This is a genomic window from Pseudomonas kulmbachensis (assembly GCF_963681935.1).
Lineage (GTDB): Bacteria > Pseudomonadota > Gammaproteobacteria > Pseudomonadales > Pseudomonadaceae > Aquipseudomonas > Aquipseudomonas kulmbachensis.
The window spans coordinates 544,130-560,182 of the sequence record NZ_OY817088.1; the positions used below are offsets into that span (position 1 = coordinate 544,130).

Consider the following 16,053-nt stretch of genomic DNA (forward strand, 5'->3'; position numbering starts at 1 on the left):
TCAAATGGATATCAAGACAGCCCTGAACCGTATCGTCGGTCATCTCGATCTGAGCACCGATGAAATGCGCGATGTAATGCGCGACATCATGACCGGTCAGTGCACCGAGGCGCAGATTGGCGCGTTCATGATGGGCATGCGCATGAAGAGCGAAAGCATCGACGAAATCGTCGGTGCCGTGACCGTAATGCGCGAATTGGCAGACAAGGTAGAGCTCAAAACCCTCGATGGCGTGGTCGATATTGTCGGCACCGGTGGTGACGGCGCGAATATCTTCAACGTATCCACAGCTTCGGCTCTGGTGATTGCGGCTGCAGGCTGCACCGTGGCCAAGCACGGTAACCGTGCGGTATCTGGCAAGAGCGGCAGTGCGGACTTGCTCGAAGCAGCGGGTGTATATCTGAACCTGACCCCTGCACAAGTAGGCCGTTGCATCGACAGCGTAGGTATCGGTTTCATGTTCGCCCAGTGTCATCATGGCGCCATGAAACACGCAGCCATTCCGCGTCGCGACCTTGGCCTGCGAACCCTGTTCAATATGCTTGGCCCGCTTACGAATCCGGCTGGTGTGTTGCATCAAGTAGTGGGTGTTTTCAATCAGGCACTGTGCCGGCCTTTGGCTGAAGTGTTGCAGCGTCTGGGCAGCAAGCATGTGCTGGTGGTGCATTCGCAAGACGGCCTGGATGAGTTCAGCCTGGCAGCACCGACCTATGTGGCGGAGCTGCATAAAGGTGAAATCAAGGAATATTGGGTCCAGCCTGAAGACCTGGGCATCAAGAGCCAAAGCCTGTTTGGCCTGGTGGTCGACAGTCCGGAGCAATCGCTGGAGTTGATCCGCGATGCCTTGGGTCGTCGCAAAACTGAAGCGGGCCAGAAAGCCGCTGAAATGATTGTTCTCAATGCGGGTGCTGCACTGTATGCCGCTGACCTTGCCTACACTCTTAAAGAAGGTGTGGAATTGGCCCATGACGCGCTGCACACCGGGTTGGCCCGAGAGAAGCTCGAAGAGCTGGGCGCATTTACCGCGATTTTCAAGCAGGAGAATGAAGCATGAGTGTGCCAACCGTTCTGGAGAATATTCTGGCGCGTAAAGTTCAGGAGGTTGCCGAGCGCAGTGCTCGCGTGAGCCTGGCAGAACTCGAACGTCTGGCTGCTCAGGCTGATCCGGTTCGCGGCTTTGCCAATGCCTTGTTGGCACAAGCCAAGAAGAAACAGCCCGCGGTAATTGCCGAAATTAAAAAGGCTTCACCCAGCAAGGGTGTGATTCGCGAGCACTTCGTGCCTGCCGAAATTGCCAAGAGCTATCAAACGGGCGGCGCGACCTGTTTGTCCGTGCTGACCGATATCGACTACTTTCAAGGCGCCGATGCGTACCTGCAACAGGCACGCGCGGCCTGTACCTTGCCGGTAATTCGCAAGGACTTCATGATCGATCCGTATCAAATCGTCGAAGCCCGTGCGTTGGGTGCCGACTGCGTGCTGTTGATCGTGTCCGCTTTGGACGACGTGAAAATGGCCGAACTGGCTGCCGTTGCCAAAAGCGTAGGGCTTGATGTGTTGGTTGAAGTGCATGATGGCGATGAGCTTGAACGCGCACTTAAAACCCTCGATACGCCTTTGGTGGGGATCAACAACCGTAACCTGCACACGTTTGAAGTCAGCCTGGAGACCACGCTGGATCTGTTGCCACGTGTTCCTCGTGACCGTTTGGTGATTACCGAAAGCGGGATTCTTAATCGTGCGGATGTCGAACTGATGGAAATCAGCGAGGTGTATTCGTTCCTGGTTGGCGAAGCTTTTATGCGCGCCGAGAATCCAGGTACCGAACTGCAGCGCTTGTTCTTCCCTGAGCGGGTTGTGCCGGTGACGGGTTCGACACTGGACTGACCTGCAAAACTTCCTGTGGGAGCGAGCTTGCTCGCGATGCAGGCAACGCGATCTGTCAGGTAAATGCGGTGATGCCATCGCGAGCAAGCTCGCTCCCACCGTCATTGTTGTTCTGCGTTTGGAAGGAATCTTATGCCGCTGGTCAAACAACTCACTGTCGAAGCAGGCCTCAAGGCCGAGCAGGATTTGCTGGCCTCGGTTTGTGCCGGGGAGTTGGAGGCTGGAGTGCTGTTCTGGCAACCCACGGATCGGGCGTTGGTCATGCCGCGCCGCTTGAGTCGCTTGCCGGGTTTTGAACAGGCCAGTGTCGAGTTGGCAGCCAGCGGCTGGCCTATTCTGTTACGTGAAACGGGTGGCGAGCCGGTTCCTCAGTCTGCGTCGACGATCAATATCGCTCTGGTCTACGCGCCTTTGCGCAGTGAAGGTGACCATGGGCGTATCGAAACCGCGTATCGACGCTTGTGCGAGCCCATTTGCGATTTGTTGACTCACTTGGGTGGGGCTGCGTCTTTGGGTGAGGTTGAGGGCGCGTTTTGTGATGGTCGTTTCAACGTCAATCTCAATGCTCGCAAGCTGGTCGGAACTGCTCAGCGCTGGCGACAGAGCCAAGGTGGGCAGCGACCTGTCGGCCTGGTGCACGGTGCATTGCTGGTCGATAACGAGCGTGAGTCGATGGTGGCTGCGGTCAATCGTTTCAATCAACTGTGCGATCTTGAGCAACGCTGCTTGGCTGACAGCCACATTGCCTTGCACGAAGCGTTTGTTGCCCCCGACTTCTTTGAGCGCCTGAGTGCCAGCTATCAACAGATCCTGGCGCCCTTGCTCAAGCCTTAACGTGTACCGAACACCACCATGGTCTTGCCTTTGACGTTCACCAGGTTCTGTTCTTCCAAACCTTTTAGTACGCGGCCAACCATCTCTCGCGAACAACCGACAATCCTGCCGATTTCCTGACGGGTAATCTTGATTTGCATGCCGTCAGGGTGGGTCATGGCGTCAGGTTGTTTGCACAGCTCAAGCAGGCAGCGAGCAACTCTTCCCGTGACATCAAAGAACGCCAGGTCGCCGACCTTGCGCGTGGTGTTGCGCAGGCGTTGAGCGATTTGGCCACTTAGCGCGTAAAGAATTTCTGGCTCTTGCTGTGTGTATTCTCTGAATTTTGAATAGCTGATCTCTGCTAATTCGCACTCGGTCTTGGCCCGAACCCATGCGCTGCGTGTCTGTTCCTGTCCCGGTTGTTCAAACAGACCCAGCTCGCCAATAAAGTCTCCGCTATTGAGGTAGGCAATGATCATTTCACGACCGTCCTCGTCTTCAATCAAAACCGTTACCGAACCTTTGATAATGAAGAACAGTGTGTGTGAGGACTCGCCTGCGCAGATGATATTGCTCTTGGCCGGATAACGTTTGCGCTGGCAAAAAGTCAAAAACTTGTCGAGGTTCTTGATTTTGGGTATGGGAGAAAGAGCAACCATGGTTGTATCCCGAAAAGCTTGCACAGTAAGGGTTAGATCTATTTTTATATAGAGCGCTTGCTGGCTGGCGCCAGCGATTTGGCGCCAGCTTACCAGACAGGTTCTGCTGGGTTTGCAGAATTTTCCCCGCCGGATGCCAGAGAAACGCTTCAGTGTGGCGAGTTATCAGTTTCTGGCCCTGTGCTAAGCTGGCGCCCCTTTTAAAACAGTGGAGTCTGGGCGATGAAGGCACGCATTCAATGGGCTGGCGAAGCCATGTTTCTGGGCGAATCAGGCAGCGGCCACGTCGTTGTGATGGATGGTCCGCCTGAAAGTGGTGGTCGCAATCTGGGCGTACGCCCGATGGAAATGCTGTTGTTGGGGCTCGGTGGGTGCAGCAACTTTGACGTTGTCAGCATTCTCAAAAAATCGCGTCAGGCGGTTGAGAGCTGCGAGGCGTTCCTGGAAGCAGAGCGCGCCACCGAAGATCCAAAGGTGTTCACCAAGATCCATCTGCACTTTGTGGTCAAGGGCCGAGGTTTGAAAGAAGCTCAGGTCAAGCGCGCCATCGAGCTGTCGGCCGAGAAGTATTGCTCGGCATCCATCATGCTGGGCGCTGCAGGTGTTGCGATTAGCCACGACTACGAAATCATCGAGTTGGGCTGAGCGAGTCGCCATTACGGTTGCAGCATAAAAAAGGGCCTGAGTTCAGCCCTTTTTATGCGCAAAGTACCGCTACAAACTGTAGCTGCCCAAAGTTAGAGGCTGCGATCAGATGCGGTACGTGCTTTTGGTCATGACTTTGGCCATCAGGCTCATGCCAAATTTGACCGGGGCAGGGAAGCGGTAGCCGCCTGCATTGAGCGCCGACTCTGCGTGTTGTTCTTCGTCGATACGCATTTGCTCGAGAATTGCCCGAGACTTCTCGTCTTCAGCCGGCAGTTGCTCAAGATGTTCGTTCAGGTGTTTGCACACTTGATCTTCGGTCGCCGCCACGAACCCCAGACTGACTTTGTCGCTGATCAGCCCTGCTGCCGCGCCGATGCCAAACGACATCCCGTAAAACAACGGGTTCAGTACGCTTGGGTGGCTACCCAACTGACGGATGCGTTGCTCGCACCAAGCCAGGTGGTCGATTTCTTCTTCAGCGGCATGTTCCATCGCTTCGCGCACATGGGGCAGCTTGGCTGTCAGCGCCTGGCCCTGATACAAGGCTTGGGCACAGACTTCGCCGGTATGGTTGATACGCATCAGCCCGGCTACATGGCGAGTGGCCTGGGCGTCTAACGGGTTTTCAGGTTTGACGATGGCAGGCGACGGCCGATGAGGCATACCGCTGAAAGGCAGCAGTGTGCGCAAGGCGGTATCGGCTTGTAACAGAAGACGGTCAATCGGCGAGTAGTGACGTTGGGTAGTCATGCTTACCTCCGGAAAAAATCACGGCGGTCAGTTTACCCCAATCAGGCGGGCGGAGTTTGCGTTGGATCATGGGTGAATGTGGGAGCTCTGCAGCTCCCACGGCAGAATCGTTGGCCAATCAGCCCGGTGGCCAGTTCATCTGGCGTTGACCTAAAACGTGCATGTGAATGTGGTAGACCGTTTGGCCACCCTTTTCATTGCAGTTCATCACTACGCGGAAACCGTCTTCGCAACCCAGTTCTTTGGCCAGACGTTGCGCTGTGAACAGGATATGGCCTGCCAGAGGTTTGTCTTCTTCGGTCAAGTCGTTAAGCGTGCGTATCGGTTTTTTCGGAATGACCAGAAAATGGATCGGCGCTTGTGGGGCTATATCGTGAAAGGCGAGCACTTGATCATCTTCGTAAATGATCTTTGCGGGTATTTCACGGTTGATGATCTTGGTGAACAGAGTATCCAAAGCTGTGTCTCCGTGAGTGAAGTCCGGTCTGAGTGTACTCAGGGTGGTGAGTTACGCCCAGTCTCGTTAACGAGGGCAGTAGGATTTGTTGACTGAGGCGGCAATTTTCCGCGTCATCCAGCGCGAGAAGACTCGTGGGAGACGGGTTAGCCAGCGGTTGCGTCGACCCGGAATGATGATCGCCTTGTTTTTGTCGAGGGCGCGCACGGTGTAGAGCGCAACTTCTTCGGGGCTCAGGGCTCTGGCGTTTTGCTTGATGGCGTCGGTGTTCATTTTAGCCGCATCGAAAAAGCCGGTTCGGGTAATGCCAGGGCAAAGGACCGAGACCTTGATGCCGGTTTTTTTCACTTCTTCGCGCAAACCTTCGGAAAAGTGCAGCACATACGCCTTGCTGGCAAAGTAGGTGCTGAGCCACGGCCCGGGCTGGAAAGCTGCGATCGAGGACACATTGAGGATTTGCCCGCCGCCCTGAACTGCCATCATGTTGCCGATGGCATGGCACAAGCGGGTGAGTGCCAGAACGTTGAGTTCAATCAGGTCTTGCTCGGCGCTCCAGTCGTGAGCCAGAAAAGGGCCGCAGGTACCGATGCCTGCGCAATTGACCAGCAAGTCGATCTGGCGGTCACCTTCTTCTAGCTCCAGCAAGAAACCTGACAAACGCAGGGGTTCGCCCAAATCGCAGGCGCGGAACAAAACCTCAACCCCAAAACGCTGGGTCAGTTCAAGTGCAATGGTTTCCAGAGCATCCCGCTGGCGGGCCACCAAAATCAAACTGCGCCCGCGTCGGGCAAGGGCTTCAGCCAGGGCCAGGCCAATGCCGCTGGAGGCGCCAGTGATTAAAGCGTAACGGGTCATGCTGTTCTCCATTGCAACGGTACAGTCCGGTGACAATGATGTCCCTGGCGTTAACGCGTTCATTAAGGCGGGCAGTCTACAGGCTGTTGCTGTTGACTGCGTTGATCAACGCAGTCAACAGGCCCAAAGCAAAGAGGGCGATCATTGCGCAGATGCTCAGACCAATCAAAAAGATGGTGATCGAGGCGATGACGTTGACCGCCCGGCTGTTCGGTGGCGGCGGGGGACCATATTTATTGGGGCCGGGAGTGCCAGGCATCAATAGCATCATCAGGGACAGAACCAGGTTGGCCACGGGCACCAGATGCAGCAACAGCATCCAGGCGGACCAATTAAGGTCGTGCAAACGCTGGGCACCCATTCTCAGGCCAAGGATGAAATAGACCATCGAGAGTGTAGCCCCGCAGGTAATGCCAAGGGTGGGCGACACCTTGACTGCGAGCAGAACCAGAAGCGACGTCACCATGGCGATGACGGTGAGTACCATGCTCCAGGCCAGCAGCCTTAAACGCCCGATGCGGCCGCTGAACCCTACAGGGTCCAGTGCCGCATAGGGTTCTTGAGGGATTTTGTCCAGGCTAAGCTCGGGCATGGTGGCATCCTTGTCCGGATATGTTTAACAAAAGCCCGCCGAAAATGGCGGGCTTGGCAATGTCAGTGGTGCGGCCAATGTTGCGAGAGCCTTGAGGTGAGGTCTTGCGCCTTGCGGTATTCCTCATCCAGACGCGCGATCAATTGATCGATGGTTGGCAGATCGTGAATTTCCCCGACACCTTGCCCGGCAGACCATACCGTTTTCCATGCTTTGGCTTCATCGGTAAGCGGCTTGAGTTTATTGCCTGCCCCCGTTTCGCTTTTACCCTGGAGTGCGGCGAGGTCGAAACCTGCGTTTTCAAGGCTTTGGCGCATAAAACTGGCGGGTACACCTGATACCGCTGGGGTGTGGATGATATCGGCGGCGCGGGATGTCAGCAGCATATCTTTGTAGGCGTCAGGAGCATGGCTCTCTTGGGTAGCGATAAAGCGTGTGCCGAGGTAGGCAAGGTCTGCCCCCAGAACTTGTGCCGCCAGAATCTCGTGGCCGTGGTTCAGGCAGCCAGACAGCAGCACGGTTTTGTCGAAGAACTGACGAATTTCGGCCAGCAGGGCAAAAGGGCTCCAGGTGCCGGCATGACCGCCAGCACCAGCGGCGACGGCAATCAGACCATCGACTCCGGCTTCTGCGGCTTTTTCTGCATGACGCCGGGTGGTGACATCGTGGAACACCAGGCCGCCATAGCTGTGGACGGCATCCACCAGCTCTTTGACTGCCCCAAGGCTGGTGATGACGATTGGCACCTTGTGTTCAATGCAGATCGCCAGATCTGCCTGCAACCGTGGATTGCTGTTGTGCACAATCAGGTTTACGGCGTAGGGCGCAGGGTTATCCAATGTGGCGAGCCCTGCTTCTATTTCTTCAAGCCATGCCTTGAATCCGCTGCTCTCGCGTTGGTTGAGCGCAGGAAAACTGCCAACAACCCCGTTACGACAGCAGGCCAGGACAAGTTGAGGGTTGGAAATCAGAAACATGGGGGCGGCAACTACCGGCAGGCGCAAGCGTTGTTCAAGCAGGGCGGGCAGTGACATTGGATAACCTCGGATCTTCAGGAAGTGAGTTTAAAACGGTTTGACCACCACCAGAATTACGATAGCCAGCAAGAACACCACGGGCACTTCGTTGAACCAGCGATAGAACACGTGAGTGCGCTTGTTTTCACCACGAGCGAAGCGTTTTAGCTGCGCGCCACACATGTGGTGATAACCGATGAGCAGAAAGACCAGCGTCAGTTTGACGTGCATCCATCCTTGGCTGAGAAAGCCAGGGTTGAGCATGAGCAACCAGCCCCCGAAAATCAGGGACGCGATCATTGCCGGGCCCATGATGCCGCGATACAGCTTGCGCTCCATGATGATGAATCGTTCTTTGCTAACGGAATCTTCGCTTTGTGCGTGGTAAACAAAGAGGCGCGGAAGGTAAAAAAGGCCAGCAAACCAGCAGACGATGCTGATGATGTGGAAGGCTTTGAGCCATAGATAAAGCATTTTTAGTTATTCCCAGGTTCACGGTAGATCAAATAGTAGTAGTAGAGCGTCCGGGAGTCACCTTGGCGGTTGTCGCAGGGGCGTGGTGTCCCTATTATCGAAGGCTTTCCAGTGGTTTCGTTGAGGGCAGGTTATGGTCAAGGTCGGTATTGTCGGCGGCACGGGTTACACCGGGGTCGAGTTGCTGCGTTTGCTGGCACAGCATCCGCAGGCTGAAGTGGTTGTCATCACTTCTCGATCCGAGGCTGGCCTGCCAGTTGCCGATATGTATCCCAACCTGCGCGGTCACTACGATGGTCTGGCCTTCAGCGTGCCGGACACACAAACGCTGGCCGCGTGCGATGTAGTGTTTTTCGCAACACCACACGGTGTAGCCCATGCGTTGGCTGGCGAGTTGCTGGCTGCAGGTACCAAGGTTATCGACCTCTCGGCTGATTTCCGGCTGCAGGATGCTGATGAGTGGGCCAAGTGGTACGGCCAGCCCCATGGTGCGCCAGAATTGCTGGGGGAGGCCGTTTACGGCTTGCCGGAAGTCAATCGTGAGCAAATCAAACAGGCGCGGCTGATTGCTGTGCCGGGTTGCTATCCAACGGCAACACAACTGGGCTTTATTCCTTTGCTGGAAGCGGGCCTGGCTGATACCGCGCAATTGATCGCGGACTGCAAGTCGGGTGTGAGCGGCGCGGGTCGTGGTGCAAGCGTGGGCTCGTTGTATGCCGAAACGTCAGAAAGCATGAAGGCGTATGCAGTTAAAGGTCATCGTCATCTGCCAGAGATTCGCCAAGGTTTGCGTCGCGCTGCCGGCAAAGACGTGGGTCTGACCTTCGTGCCGCATCTGACACCGATGATTCGCGGCATTCACTCCACGTTGTATGCGACCGTGGTCGATCGTTCTGTCGATTTGCAGGCACTGTTCGAGAAGCGTTACGCCAACGAGCCTTTCGTGGATGTGATGCCAGCGGGCAGCCATCCGGAAACCCGTAGCGTACGCGGCGCCAACGTGTGCCGTATTGCCGTGCATCGGCCGCAGGACGGCGACCTGGTTGTGGTGTTGTCGGTCATCGACAACCTGGTCAAGGGCGCTTCTGGCCAAGCAGTGCAGAACATGAACATCATGTTCGGTCTGGACGAGCGCCTGGGCTTGTCGCACGCAGGGATGCTGCCTTAAAAGCAGCTGCAGGTTTCAAGCTATAAGCTGCAAGTAGCGAGCTTTTCACTTGCGGCTGGTAGCTGATCGCTTGCAGCTACCCTCAAATGGTTGACCGCTTTTCTAGGAGAAGCGGATAATGCGCGTTATCACGCATTATGGCGGCATAACGCCGGGAGATAGTCAGCATGAGCGTCGAATCCTTCACCCCCATGGCTTTGCAATTCACCGAAGGTGCTGCGCACAAGGTGAAGAGCCTGGTCGATGAAGAGGGTAATGATCGTTTGAAGTTGCGCGTATTCGTTACGGGCGGCGGTTGTTCCGGTTTTCAGTATGGTTTCACCTTCGATGAAGAAGTGGCCGATGACGACACCCTTGTTGAGCGCGAAGGCGTTAGCCTGGTGGTCGATCCAATGAGCTTCCAGTACCTGGCGGGCGCCGAGGTGGATTATCAGGAAGGTCTGGAAGGCTCGCGCTTTGTGATCAAGAACCCGAATGCCACCACAACCTGTGGTTGCGGATCATCGTTCTCGATCTGATTGTGTTGTAAAGGCTTCAAACTCAACGCCGCGTAGATTCGCGGCGTTTTGCTGTCTGCACTTTGTCAGGCAGGGTAGATGGCGCCCAATACGCGCAAACCGCGTGCGCCCGTGACGCTGGGGCGGTTGGTGGGGATGCTTTCCAGGCAACAGTGCGCAAGCCATGCAAAGGCCATTGCTTCAACCCAGTCGGGATCAACGCCCTTGGCTTGGGTGCTGCTTACCTTGGCTGGCGCCAGCAAGTCTGCCAGGCGGGCCATCAGCGCCGCATTGTGGGCGCCGCCACCACATACCAGCAGTTCATCAGTATGTGGCTGAGCAGCGCGCAGTGACTGCACGATGGTCTGCGCGGTGAGTTCCAGCAGGGTTGCCTGAACATCTTCTGCGGGGAAGGTTGGCAGGCGGAACAGGTGCTGTTTCAGCCACGCCAGATTGAAAACCTCACGCCCTGTGCTTTTTGGACCCTTGGTCTGGAAGAAAGGATCGCTGAGCAGGGCGTTGAGCAGCAGTGGCTCAATCTTGCCGCTGGCGGCCCACTGACCGCTGCGGTCGTACAGTTCGCCGCGCTGCTCTTGTATCCAGGCATCCAGCAGGACATTTCCTGGGCCACAATCGAATCCTGCAACCGGAGCAGTAGGTGTTATCAGGCTTAGATTGCTGAATCCGCCTACGTTCAGCACTGCCCTGTTTCCGATTTCATTCGTGAACAAGGCTTCGTGGAAAGCGGGAACCAAGGGTGCACCCTGGCCTCCGGCAGCCACATCGCGACGACGAAAGTCACCTACGACACAGATGCTGGTTAATTCGGCCAGCAGAGCCGGATTGCCGATCTGTACGGTAAAGCCCCGGGCGGGTTCGTGGCGTATGGTCTGGCCATGACTGCCGATAGCGCGGATATCTGTCGGGGAGAGTTGTTGCTGCGCGAGGAGTGCGTTAACCCCCTGTGCAGCCAGCTCGACCCAATGGTTCTCTGCGATTGCACAGCGTGCCACTTCGTCCGGGCCGCTCGCGCACAAGCCAAGCAGCTCACTTCGCAAGGCTTCTGGCATGGGGGTGTAATGGGTGGCGAGCAAGGTGATGCTCGGCCCCAGCTCAACAAGGGCGATGTCCATACCGTCGAGGCTGGTTCCGGACATCACACCTATATAGAGGGCCATGACTTAGCGCTTGCTCGAGGCCAGGAGGGTGGCCTTTTCCTGGTTCATGCGGGCCATCAATGGCTGGCTTTGTTGCAGGAAGCGAGTGCGCTCGGCTTTGGCAATCGGGTCGGCCATCGGCAGCTTCTGGCCCAATGGATCAACGTGTACGCCATTGACCTGGAACTCGTAGTGCAGGTGCGGGCCGGTCGAAAGGCCGGTTGTACCGATGTAGCCAATCACTTGGCCTTGCTTGACCGAACCGCCAGTTTTAACGCCTTTGGCGAAGCCCTGCATGTGCCCGTAAAGCGTGCGATAGGTATTGCCGTGTTGAATGATGACGGTGTTGCCATAGCCGCCGCGACGGCCAGCCAAGAGTACTTTGCCGTCACCGGTTGCCTTGATTGGTGTGCCGCGCGGTGCTGCGTAATCCACGCCTTTGTGGGCGCGGATCTTGTTCAGGATCGGGTGCTTGCGGCCCGAGGAGAAGCGCGAGCTGATGCGGGCGAAGTCTACCGGTGTACGGATAAATGCCTTGCGCATGCTGTTGCCATCAGCGGTGTAGTAATTGGTAATGCCCTGCTTGCTGGTGTAACGCACGGCGGTGAAGGTTTTACCGCGGTTAGTGAAGCGAGCCGAGAGGATATTGCCCGTGCCAACAGCTTTGCCGTTGACCACTTTCTGCTCGTAGACCACTTCGAATTGGTCGCCTGGGCGAATATCCTGAGCGAAGTCGATGTCGTAACCAAACACTTTGGCCATGTCCATCGTCATGCTGTGTGGCAGGCCTGCACGCTGGCCGGAGACAGAAAGCGAGCTGCTGATAACGCCGTGTACATACGCCGAACGCATGGTTGGCTGGGTGGTGACCCGGCGAAAGGTATAGCCTTTGGCGCTTCTGTTGAGGGTGATCGTCTCAAGATCGCTGACCTGGCTGTGCAATTTGTTCAACTGCTGGCCGTCGGGGCTCATTTCAAATTCGAGTTTCTGGCCGTGCTTGAGCTGGCTGAACTGCTTGGCTTGTTTGTCGCTGGCCAGTACTTCATGTACGGAGGTCGCTGGCAGGCCAACCTTCTGGAACAAGGTCGAGAGCGTATCACCCTTGCTGACGATGACTTCGCGGTGGCTGGGAGCCTTTGGCGGCTCGATTTTGGCCGTTTCTACAGGGGCGCTGTCCTGCTGTTCAATCTGGGCAAATGGTGGTGGGCTCGCTTCATTTGTGGCTTGGACGAGCTCTGCAGCGTCTTGATCTTGTGTCAGTTGTTCAGCAGGGGTTTCCAACTCCAGATTCAGAGTCGTTCTTTTGGCTTCTACTTCGCTGGAAGGAAATACCAGCAAGGCCAAGCTTAAGAGAGCGGCGATACCACTTGCTGCAAGCAGGTGGGTCTTCGGATAAAGCGGTGGCGCTTTAGGCGGTTGACTGGTCATAGATGATTTTGACTTTGAGATAAAGGATGAATTGGAAAAGATGACTGGCACAATGAATATGAAATAACTGTATAAAATATAACCAAATCGCCCTTGAAGCAAGTCCGCGAGCTATTCGCGCGCGTATATCAGCCGTATGCCGGCCAGAACTTGTAATTAGTCCCTGATCTTGTATCGTTGGTTCCCTTTGAATTTGAGCCTTACGGGTCTGATATGAAGTCGGTTGAAGAGCAGCTAGCGCTAATAAAGCGGGGTGCCGAAGAGGTACTGGTCGAGTCTGAATTGGTCGAGAAACTCAAGCGCGGCCAGCCGTTGCGTATCAAGGCCGGATTCGACCCGACGGCGCCCGATCTGCACTTGGGTCATACCGTGCTCATCAATAAGCTGCGCCAGTTCCAGGAACTGGGCCATCACGTGATCTTCCTTATAGGTGACTTCACCGGGATGATCGGTGATCCGAGCGGCAAGAGTGCAACGCGTCCACCGTTGACGCGCGAGCAGGTCCTTGCGAACGCGGAGACTTATAAGACTCAGGTGTTCAAGATCCTTGATCCGGCGAAAACCGAGGTGGCATTCAACTCCACCTGGATGGATCAAATGGGTCCTGCCGATTTCATTCGTCTGACGTCCCAATACACCGTTGCTCGCATGCTTGAGCGCGATGACTTTGATAAGCGCTACACCACTAATCAGCCTATCGCTATCCATGAGTTTCTTTATCCGTTGGTGCAAGGGTATGACTCGGTCGCATTGAAGGCCGACGTTGAGTTGGGTGGTACTGATCAGAAGTTCAACTTGCTGATGGGGCGTGAGCTGCAGCGTGGCTACGGTCAGGAAGCGCAGTGCATTGTGACGATGCCTCTGCTTGAAGGGTTGGATGGTGTCAAGAAGATGTCCAAGTCCCTGGGTAACTATGTGGGTATCCAGGAAGCGCCGGGGGTGATGTACAGCAAGCTGGTGTCTATTCCTGATGTATTGATGTGGCGTTACTTCGAGCTGTTGAGCTTTCGCTCGATGGACGAAATCATTGCTTTCAAGGCTGAGGTCGAGGCGGGGGCTAATCCGCGCGACATCAAGATCAAGCTGGCTGAAGAAATTGTTGCTCGTTTCCATGGTGAAGAGGCAGCAGCTAATGCTCATCGTGGTGCCGGTAACCGGATGAAAGATGGCGAGCTGCCAGAAGATCTGCCAGAGATCGAGCTGACGGCTGCTGAAGACATGCCTATTGCAGCTGTCCTTAATAAGGCGGGCTTGGTGAAGAACTCTGCGGTGGCGCGAGATCTGCTTGGTTCGGGTGGTGTGCGTATAGATGGTGAGGTGGTTGATCGCACCTATATATATGCACTGGGTTCCACTCACGTTTGCCAGGCCGGGAAGAAGGCTTTTGCACGAATCACGCTAAAAGCTGAATAAACCGGATATTAGTGCTGGACGGCGCATTTTATTAGCCTATAATGCGCCCACTTCCGGCGCAGTCGAAACGGAAAACTCCTTGGGTTTCAATGAGTTGGATTGGTTTTCGGCAGTGTCAGCTTCAAGTCATCGAAGCAGGAAATGAGGTGTTGACAGCAGCGTGTAACGCTGTAGAATTCGCCTCCCGCTAACGAGAGATCGAAAGCGCAAGTGGTTGATGTTACAGAGGAAACTTTGAAAACATCTTAAAATAACCGCTTGACAGCAACAGAGGCTGCTGTAGAATGCGCGCCTCGGTTCAGCGAAAGCTAACCAACCGCTCTTTAACAACTGAATCAAGCAATTCGTGTGGGTGCTTGTGGAGTCAGACTGATAGTCAACAAGATTATCAGCATCACAAGTTACTCCGCGAGAAATCAAAGATGTAACCAACGATTGCTGAGCCAAGTTTAGGGTTTCTTAAAAACCCAAAGATGTTTGAACTGAAGAGTTTGATCATGGCTCAGATTGAACGCTGGCGGCAGGCCTAACACATGCAAGTCGAGCGGTAGAGAGAAGCTTGCTTCTCTTGAGAGCGGCGGACGGGTGAGTAATACCTAGGAATCTGCCTGATAGTGGGGGATAACGTTCGGAAACGGACGCTAATACCGCATACGTCCTACGGGAGAAAGCAGGGGACCTTCGGGCCTTGCGCTATCAGATGAGCCTAGGTCGGATTAGCTAGTTGGTGAGGTAATGGCTCACCAAGGCTACGATCCGTAACTGGTCTGAGAGGATGATCAGTCACACTGGAACTGAGACACGGTCCAGACTCCTACGGGAGGCAGCAGTGGGGAATATTGGACAATGGGCGAAAGCCTGATCCAGCCATGCCGCGTGTGTGAAGAAGGTCTTCGGATTGTAAAGCACTTTAAGTTGGGAGGAAGGGCAGTTACCTAATACGTGACTGTCTTGACGTTACCGACAGAATAAGCACCGGCTAACTCTGTGCCAGCAGCCGCGGTAATACAGAGGGTGCAAGCGTTAATCGGAATTACTGGGCGTAAAGCGCGCGTAGGTGGTTTGTTAAGTTGAATGTGAAATCCCCGGGCTCAACCTGGGAACTGCATCCAAAACTGGCAAGCTAGAGTATGGTAGAGGGTAGTGGAATTTCCTGTGTAGCGGTGAAATGCGTAGATATAGGAAGGAACACCAGTGGCGAAGGCGACTACCTGGACTGATACTGACACTGAGGTGCGAAAGCGTGGGGAGCAAACAGGATTAGATACCCTGGTAGTCCACGCCGTAAACGATGTCAACTAGCCGTTGGGAGTCTTGAACTCTTAGTGGCGCAGCTAACGCATTAAGTTGACCGCCTGGGGAGTACGGCCGCAAGGTTAAAACTCAAATGAATTGACGGGGGCCCGCACAAGCGGTGGAGCATGTGGTTTAATTCGAAGCAACGCGAAGAACCTTACCAGGCCTTGACATCCAATGAACTTTCTAGAGATAGATTGGTGCCTTCGGGAACATTGAGACAGGTGCTGCATGGCTGTCGTCAGCTCGTGTCGTGAGATGTTGGGTTAAGTCCCGTAACGAGCGCAACCCTTGTCCTTAGTTACCAGCACGTAATGGTGGGCACTCTAAGGAGACTGCCGGTGACAAACCGGAGGAAGGTGGGGATGACGTCAAGTCATCATGGCCCTTACGGCCTGGGCTACACACGTGCTACAATGGTCGGTACAAAGGGTTGCCAAGCCGCGAGGTGGAGCTAATCCCATAAAACCGATCGTAGTCCGGATCGCAGTCTGCAACTCGACTGCGTGAAGTCGGAATCGCTAGTAATCGTGAATCAGAATGTCACGGTGAATACGTTCCCGGGCCTTGTACACACCGCCCGTCACACCATGGGAGTGGGTTGCACCAGAAGTAGCTAGTCTAACCTTCGGGAGGACGGTTACCACGGTGTGATTCATGACTGGGGTGAAGTCGTAACAAGGTAGCCGTAGGGGAACCTGCGGCTGGATCACCTCCTTAATCGACGACATCAGCTGCTCCATAAGTTCCCACACGAATTGCTTGATTCACTGTAAAAGACGGTAGAAGCCACTTAAGTTGTACGGCTTCTCTATCGTAAAGCTTAGAAATGAACATTTTCTCGAAAGAGAGTGAATGTTGATTTCTGATCTTTTGATTAGATCGTTCTTTAAAAATTTGGGTATGTAATAGAAAGTTAGACTGGATAACACTTTCACTG

The 16,053-nt window shown here is 55.0% G+C and carries 16 protein-coding genes and 1 rRNA gene; 8 read left to right on the top strand and 9 right to left on the bottom strand.

Going from position 1 to position 16,053, the window contains the following annotated elements:
• Positions 1–4: 4 nt before the first annotated feature.
• The 3 genes from trpD (at position 5) to U5A05_RS02600 (ending at position 2,721) form a co-directional block, all read left to right on the top strand.
• Complete coding sequence (gene trpD / locus U5A05_RS02590) at positions 5–1,054, top strand: anthranilate phosphoribosyltransferase (RefSeq protein ID WP_261740719.1); 1,050 nt, start codon at positions 5–7, stop codon at positions 1,052–1,054.
• Positions 1,051–1,887 (top strand): indole-3-glycerol phosphate synthase TrpC, encoded by an 837-nt coding sequence (gene trpC, locus U5A05_RS02595; protein ID WP_261740720.1) that lies wholly within the window; start codon positions 1,051–1,053, stop codon positions 1,885–1,887. Before trpD ends, trpC begins: the two co-directional genes overlap by 4 nt.
• Positions 1,888–2,019: 132 nt before the next feature.
• Positions 2,020–2,721 carry a lipoate--protein ligase family protein gene (locus U5A05_RS02600; protein ID WP_261740721.1) on the top strand — a complete coding sequence of 234 codons (702 nt, stop codon included), beginning with the start codon at positions 2,020–2,022 and terminating at the stop codon, positions 2,719–2,721.
• Here the strand turns inward: U5A05_RS02600 and crp are convergent.
• Positions 2,718–3,362, bottom strand: a complete 645-nt coding sequence (gene crp, locus U5A05_RS02605) for a cAMP-activated global transcriptional regulator CRP (protein ID WP_261740722.1) — start codon at positions 3,360–3,362, stop codon at positions 2,718–2,720. The two genes, U5A05_RS02600 and crp, sit on opposite strands and share 4 nt — an antisense overlap.
• A gap of 222 nt (positions 3,363–3,584) precedes the next feature.
• On the opposite strand from crp, the gene U5A05_RS02610 reads away from it, so the two are divergent.
• Positions 3,585–4,007: an OsmC family protein gene (locus tag U5A05_RS02610; RefSeq protein ID WP_003444470.1), complete on the top strand. Its 423-nt coding sequence runs from the start codon at positions 3,585–3,587 to the stop codon at positions 4,005–4,007.
• Positions 4,008–4,112: 105 nt separating this feature from the next.
• Here U5A05_RS02610 and coq7 read toward each other — a convergent pair whose 3' ends face one another.
• The 6 genes from coq7 to hemJ form a co-directional block, all read right to left on the bottom strand.
• Entirely contained in the window at positions 4,113–4,760 is a 648-nt protein-coding gene (gene coq7, locus U5A05_RS02615; RefSeq protein ID WP_261740723.1) for a 2-polyprenyl-3-methyl-6-methoxy-1,4-benzoquinone monooxygenase, read from the bottom strand.
• 118 nt (positions 4,761–4,878) lie between these two features.
• Positions 4,879–5,217: a histidine triad nucleotide-binding protein gene (locus U5A05_RS02620; protein ID WP_083369746.1), complete on the bottom strand. Its 339-nt coding sequence runs from the start codon at positions 5,215–5,217 to the stop codon at positions 4,879–4,881.
• 66 nt (positions 5,218–5,283) lie between these two features.
• A complete protein-coding gene (locus tag U5A05_RS02625; protein WP_261740724.1) occupies positions 5,284–6,072 on the bottom strand; it encodes an SDR family NAD(P)-dependent oxidoreductase in 789 nt (262 codons plus the stop codon).
• A gap of 76 nt (positions 6,073–6,148) precedes the next feature.
• Positions 6,149–6,664: a DUF805 domain-containing protein gene (locus tag U5A05_RS02630; protein WP_261740725.1), complete on the bottom strand. Its 516-nt coding sequence runs from the start codon at positions 6,662–6,664 to the stop codon at positions 6,149–6,151.
• 62 nt (positions 6,665–6,726) lie between these two features.
• Complete coding sequence (locus tag U5A05_RS02635) at positions 6,727–7,698, bottom strand: NAD(P)H-dependent flavin oxidoreductase (RefSeq protein WP_321835554.1); 972 nt, start codon at positions 7,696–7,698, stop codon at positions 6,727–6,729.
• 30 nt (positions 7,699–7,728) lie between these two features.
• Complete coding sequence (hemJ, locus tag U5A05_RS02640) at positions 7,729–8,154, bottom strand: protoporphyrinogen oxidase HemJ (RefSeq protein ID WP_261740727.1); 426 nt, start codon at positions 8,152–8,154, stop codon at positions 7,729–7,731.
• 133 nt (positions 8,155–8,287) lie between these two features.
• On the opposite strand from hemJ, the gene argC reads away from it, so the two are divergent.
• Together argC and erpA are read left to right on the top strand one after the other, a co-directional pair.
• Positions 8,288–9,322, top strand: a complete 1,035-nt coding sequence (argC, locus tag U5A05_RS02645) for an N-acetyl-gamma-glutamyl-phosphate reductase (protein WP_321835556.1) — start codon at positions 8,288–8,290, stop codon at positions 9,320–9,322.
• A 167-nt stretch (positions 9,323–9,489) separates the two neighbouring features.
• Positions 9,490–9,840, top strand: a complete 351-nt coding sequence (gene erpA, locus U5A05_RS02650) for an iron-sulfur cluster insertion protein ErpA (RefSeq protein ID WP_016782396.1) — start codon at positions 9,490–9,492, stop codon at positions 9,838–9,840.
• A 65-nt stretch (positions 9,841–9,905) separates the two neighbouring features.
• Here the strand turns inward: erpA and U5A05_RS02655 are convergent, their stop codons facing one another.
• Positions 9,906–10,997, bottom strand: a complete 1,092-nt coding sequence (locus U5A05_RS02655; RefSeq protein ID WP_261740729.1) for an anhydro-N-acetylmuramic acid kinase — start codon at positions 10,995–10,997, stop codon at positions 9,906–9,908.
• A 3-nt stretch (positions 10,998–11,000) separates the two neighbouring features.
• Entirely contained in the window at positions 11,001–12,404 is a 1,404-nt protein-coding gene (locus U5A05_RS02660; RefSeq protein ID WP_321835559.1) for a peptidoglycan DD-metalloendopeptidase family protein, read from the bottom strand.
• A 213-nt stretch (positions 12,405–12,617) separates the two neighbouring features.
• Between U5A05_RS02660 and tyrS the strand changes: the two genes are divergently transcribed.
• Positions 12,618–13,817, top strand: coding sequence for a tyrosine--tRNA ligase (gene tyrS / locus U5A05_RS02665; protein WP_261740731.1), 1,200 nt, complete (start codon positions 12,618–12,620; stop codon positions 13,815–13,817).
• Positions 13,818–14,296: 479 nt separating this feature from the next.
• Positions 14,297–15,833: ribosomal RNA gene (locus U5A05_RS02670) — 16S ribosomal RNA — on the top strand.
• Positions 15,834–16,053: the final 220 nt, after the last annotated feature.

Bases quoted from the DNA above. Each gene is read 5' to 3' on its own strand.
- trpD (WP_261740719.1), top strand. From the start codon at position 5: ATGGATATCAAGACAGCCCTGAACCGTATCGTCGGTCATCTCGATCTG.
- trpC (WP_261740720.1), top strand. From the start codon at position 1,051: ATGAGTGTGCCAACCGTTCTGGAGAATATTCTGGCGCGTAAAGTTCAG.
- U5A05_RS02600 (WP_261740721.1), top strand. From the start codon at position 2,020: ATGCCGCTGGTCAAACAACTCACTGTCGAAGCAGGCCTCAAGGCCGAG.
- crp (WP_261740722.1), bottom strand. From the start codon at position 3,362: ATGGTTGCTCTTTCTCCCATACCCAAAATCAAGAACCTCGACAAGTTT.
- U5A05_RS02610 (WP_003444470.1), top strand. From the start codon at position 3,585: ATGAAGGCACGCATTCAATGGGCTGGCGAAGCCATGTTTCTGGGCGAA.
- coq7 (WP_261740723.1), bottom strand. From the start codon at position 4,760: ATGACTACCCAACGTCACTACTCGCCGATTGACCGTCTTCTGTTACAA.
- U5A05_RS02625 (WP_261740724.1), bottom strand. From the start codon at position 6,072: ATGACCCGTTACGCTTTAATCACTGGCGCCTCCAGCGGCATTGGCCTG.
- U5A05_RS02630 (WP_261740725.1), bottom strand. From the start codon at position 6,664: ATGCCCGAGCTTAGCCTGGACAAAATCCCTCAAGAACCCTATGCGGCA.
- U5A05_RS02635 (WP_321835554.1), bottom strand. From the start codon at position 7,698: ATGTCACTGCCCGCCCTGCTTGAACAACGCTTGCGCCTGCCGGTAGTT.
- hemJ (WP_261740727.1), bottom strand. From the start codon at position 8,154: ATGCTTTATCTATGGCTCAAAGCCTTCCACATCATCAGCATCGTCTGC.
- argC (WP_321835556.1), top strand. From the start codon at position 8,288: ATGGTCAAGGTCGGTATTGTCGGCGGCACGGGTTACACCGGGGTCGAG.
- erpA (WP_016782396.1), top strand. From the start codon at position 9,490: ATGAGCGTCGAATCCTTCACCCCCATGGCTTTGCAATTCACCGAAGGT.
- U5A05_RS02655 (WP_261740729.1), bottom strand. From the start codon at position 10,997: ATGGCCCTCTATATAGGTGTGATGTCCGGAACCAGCCTCGACGGTATG.
- U5A05_RS02660 (WP_321835559.1), bottom strand. From the start codon at position 12,404: ATGACCAGTCAACCGCCTAAAGCGCCACCGCTTTATCCGAAGACCCAC.
- tyrS (WP_261740731.1), top strand. From the start codon at position 12,618: ATGAAGTCGGTTGAAGAGCAGCTAGCGCTAATAAAGCGGGGTGCCGAA.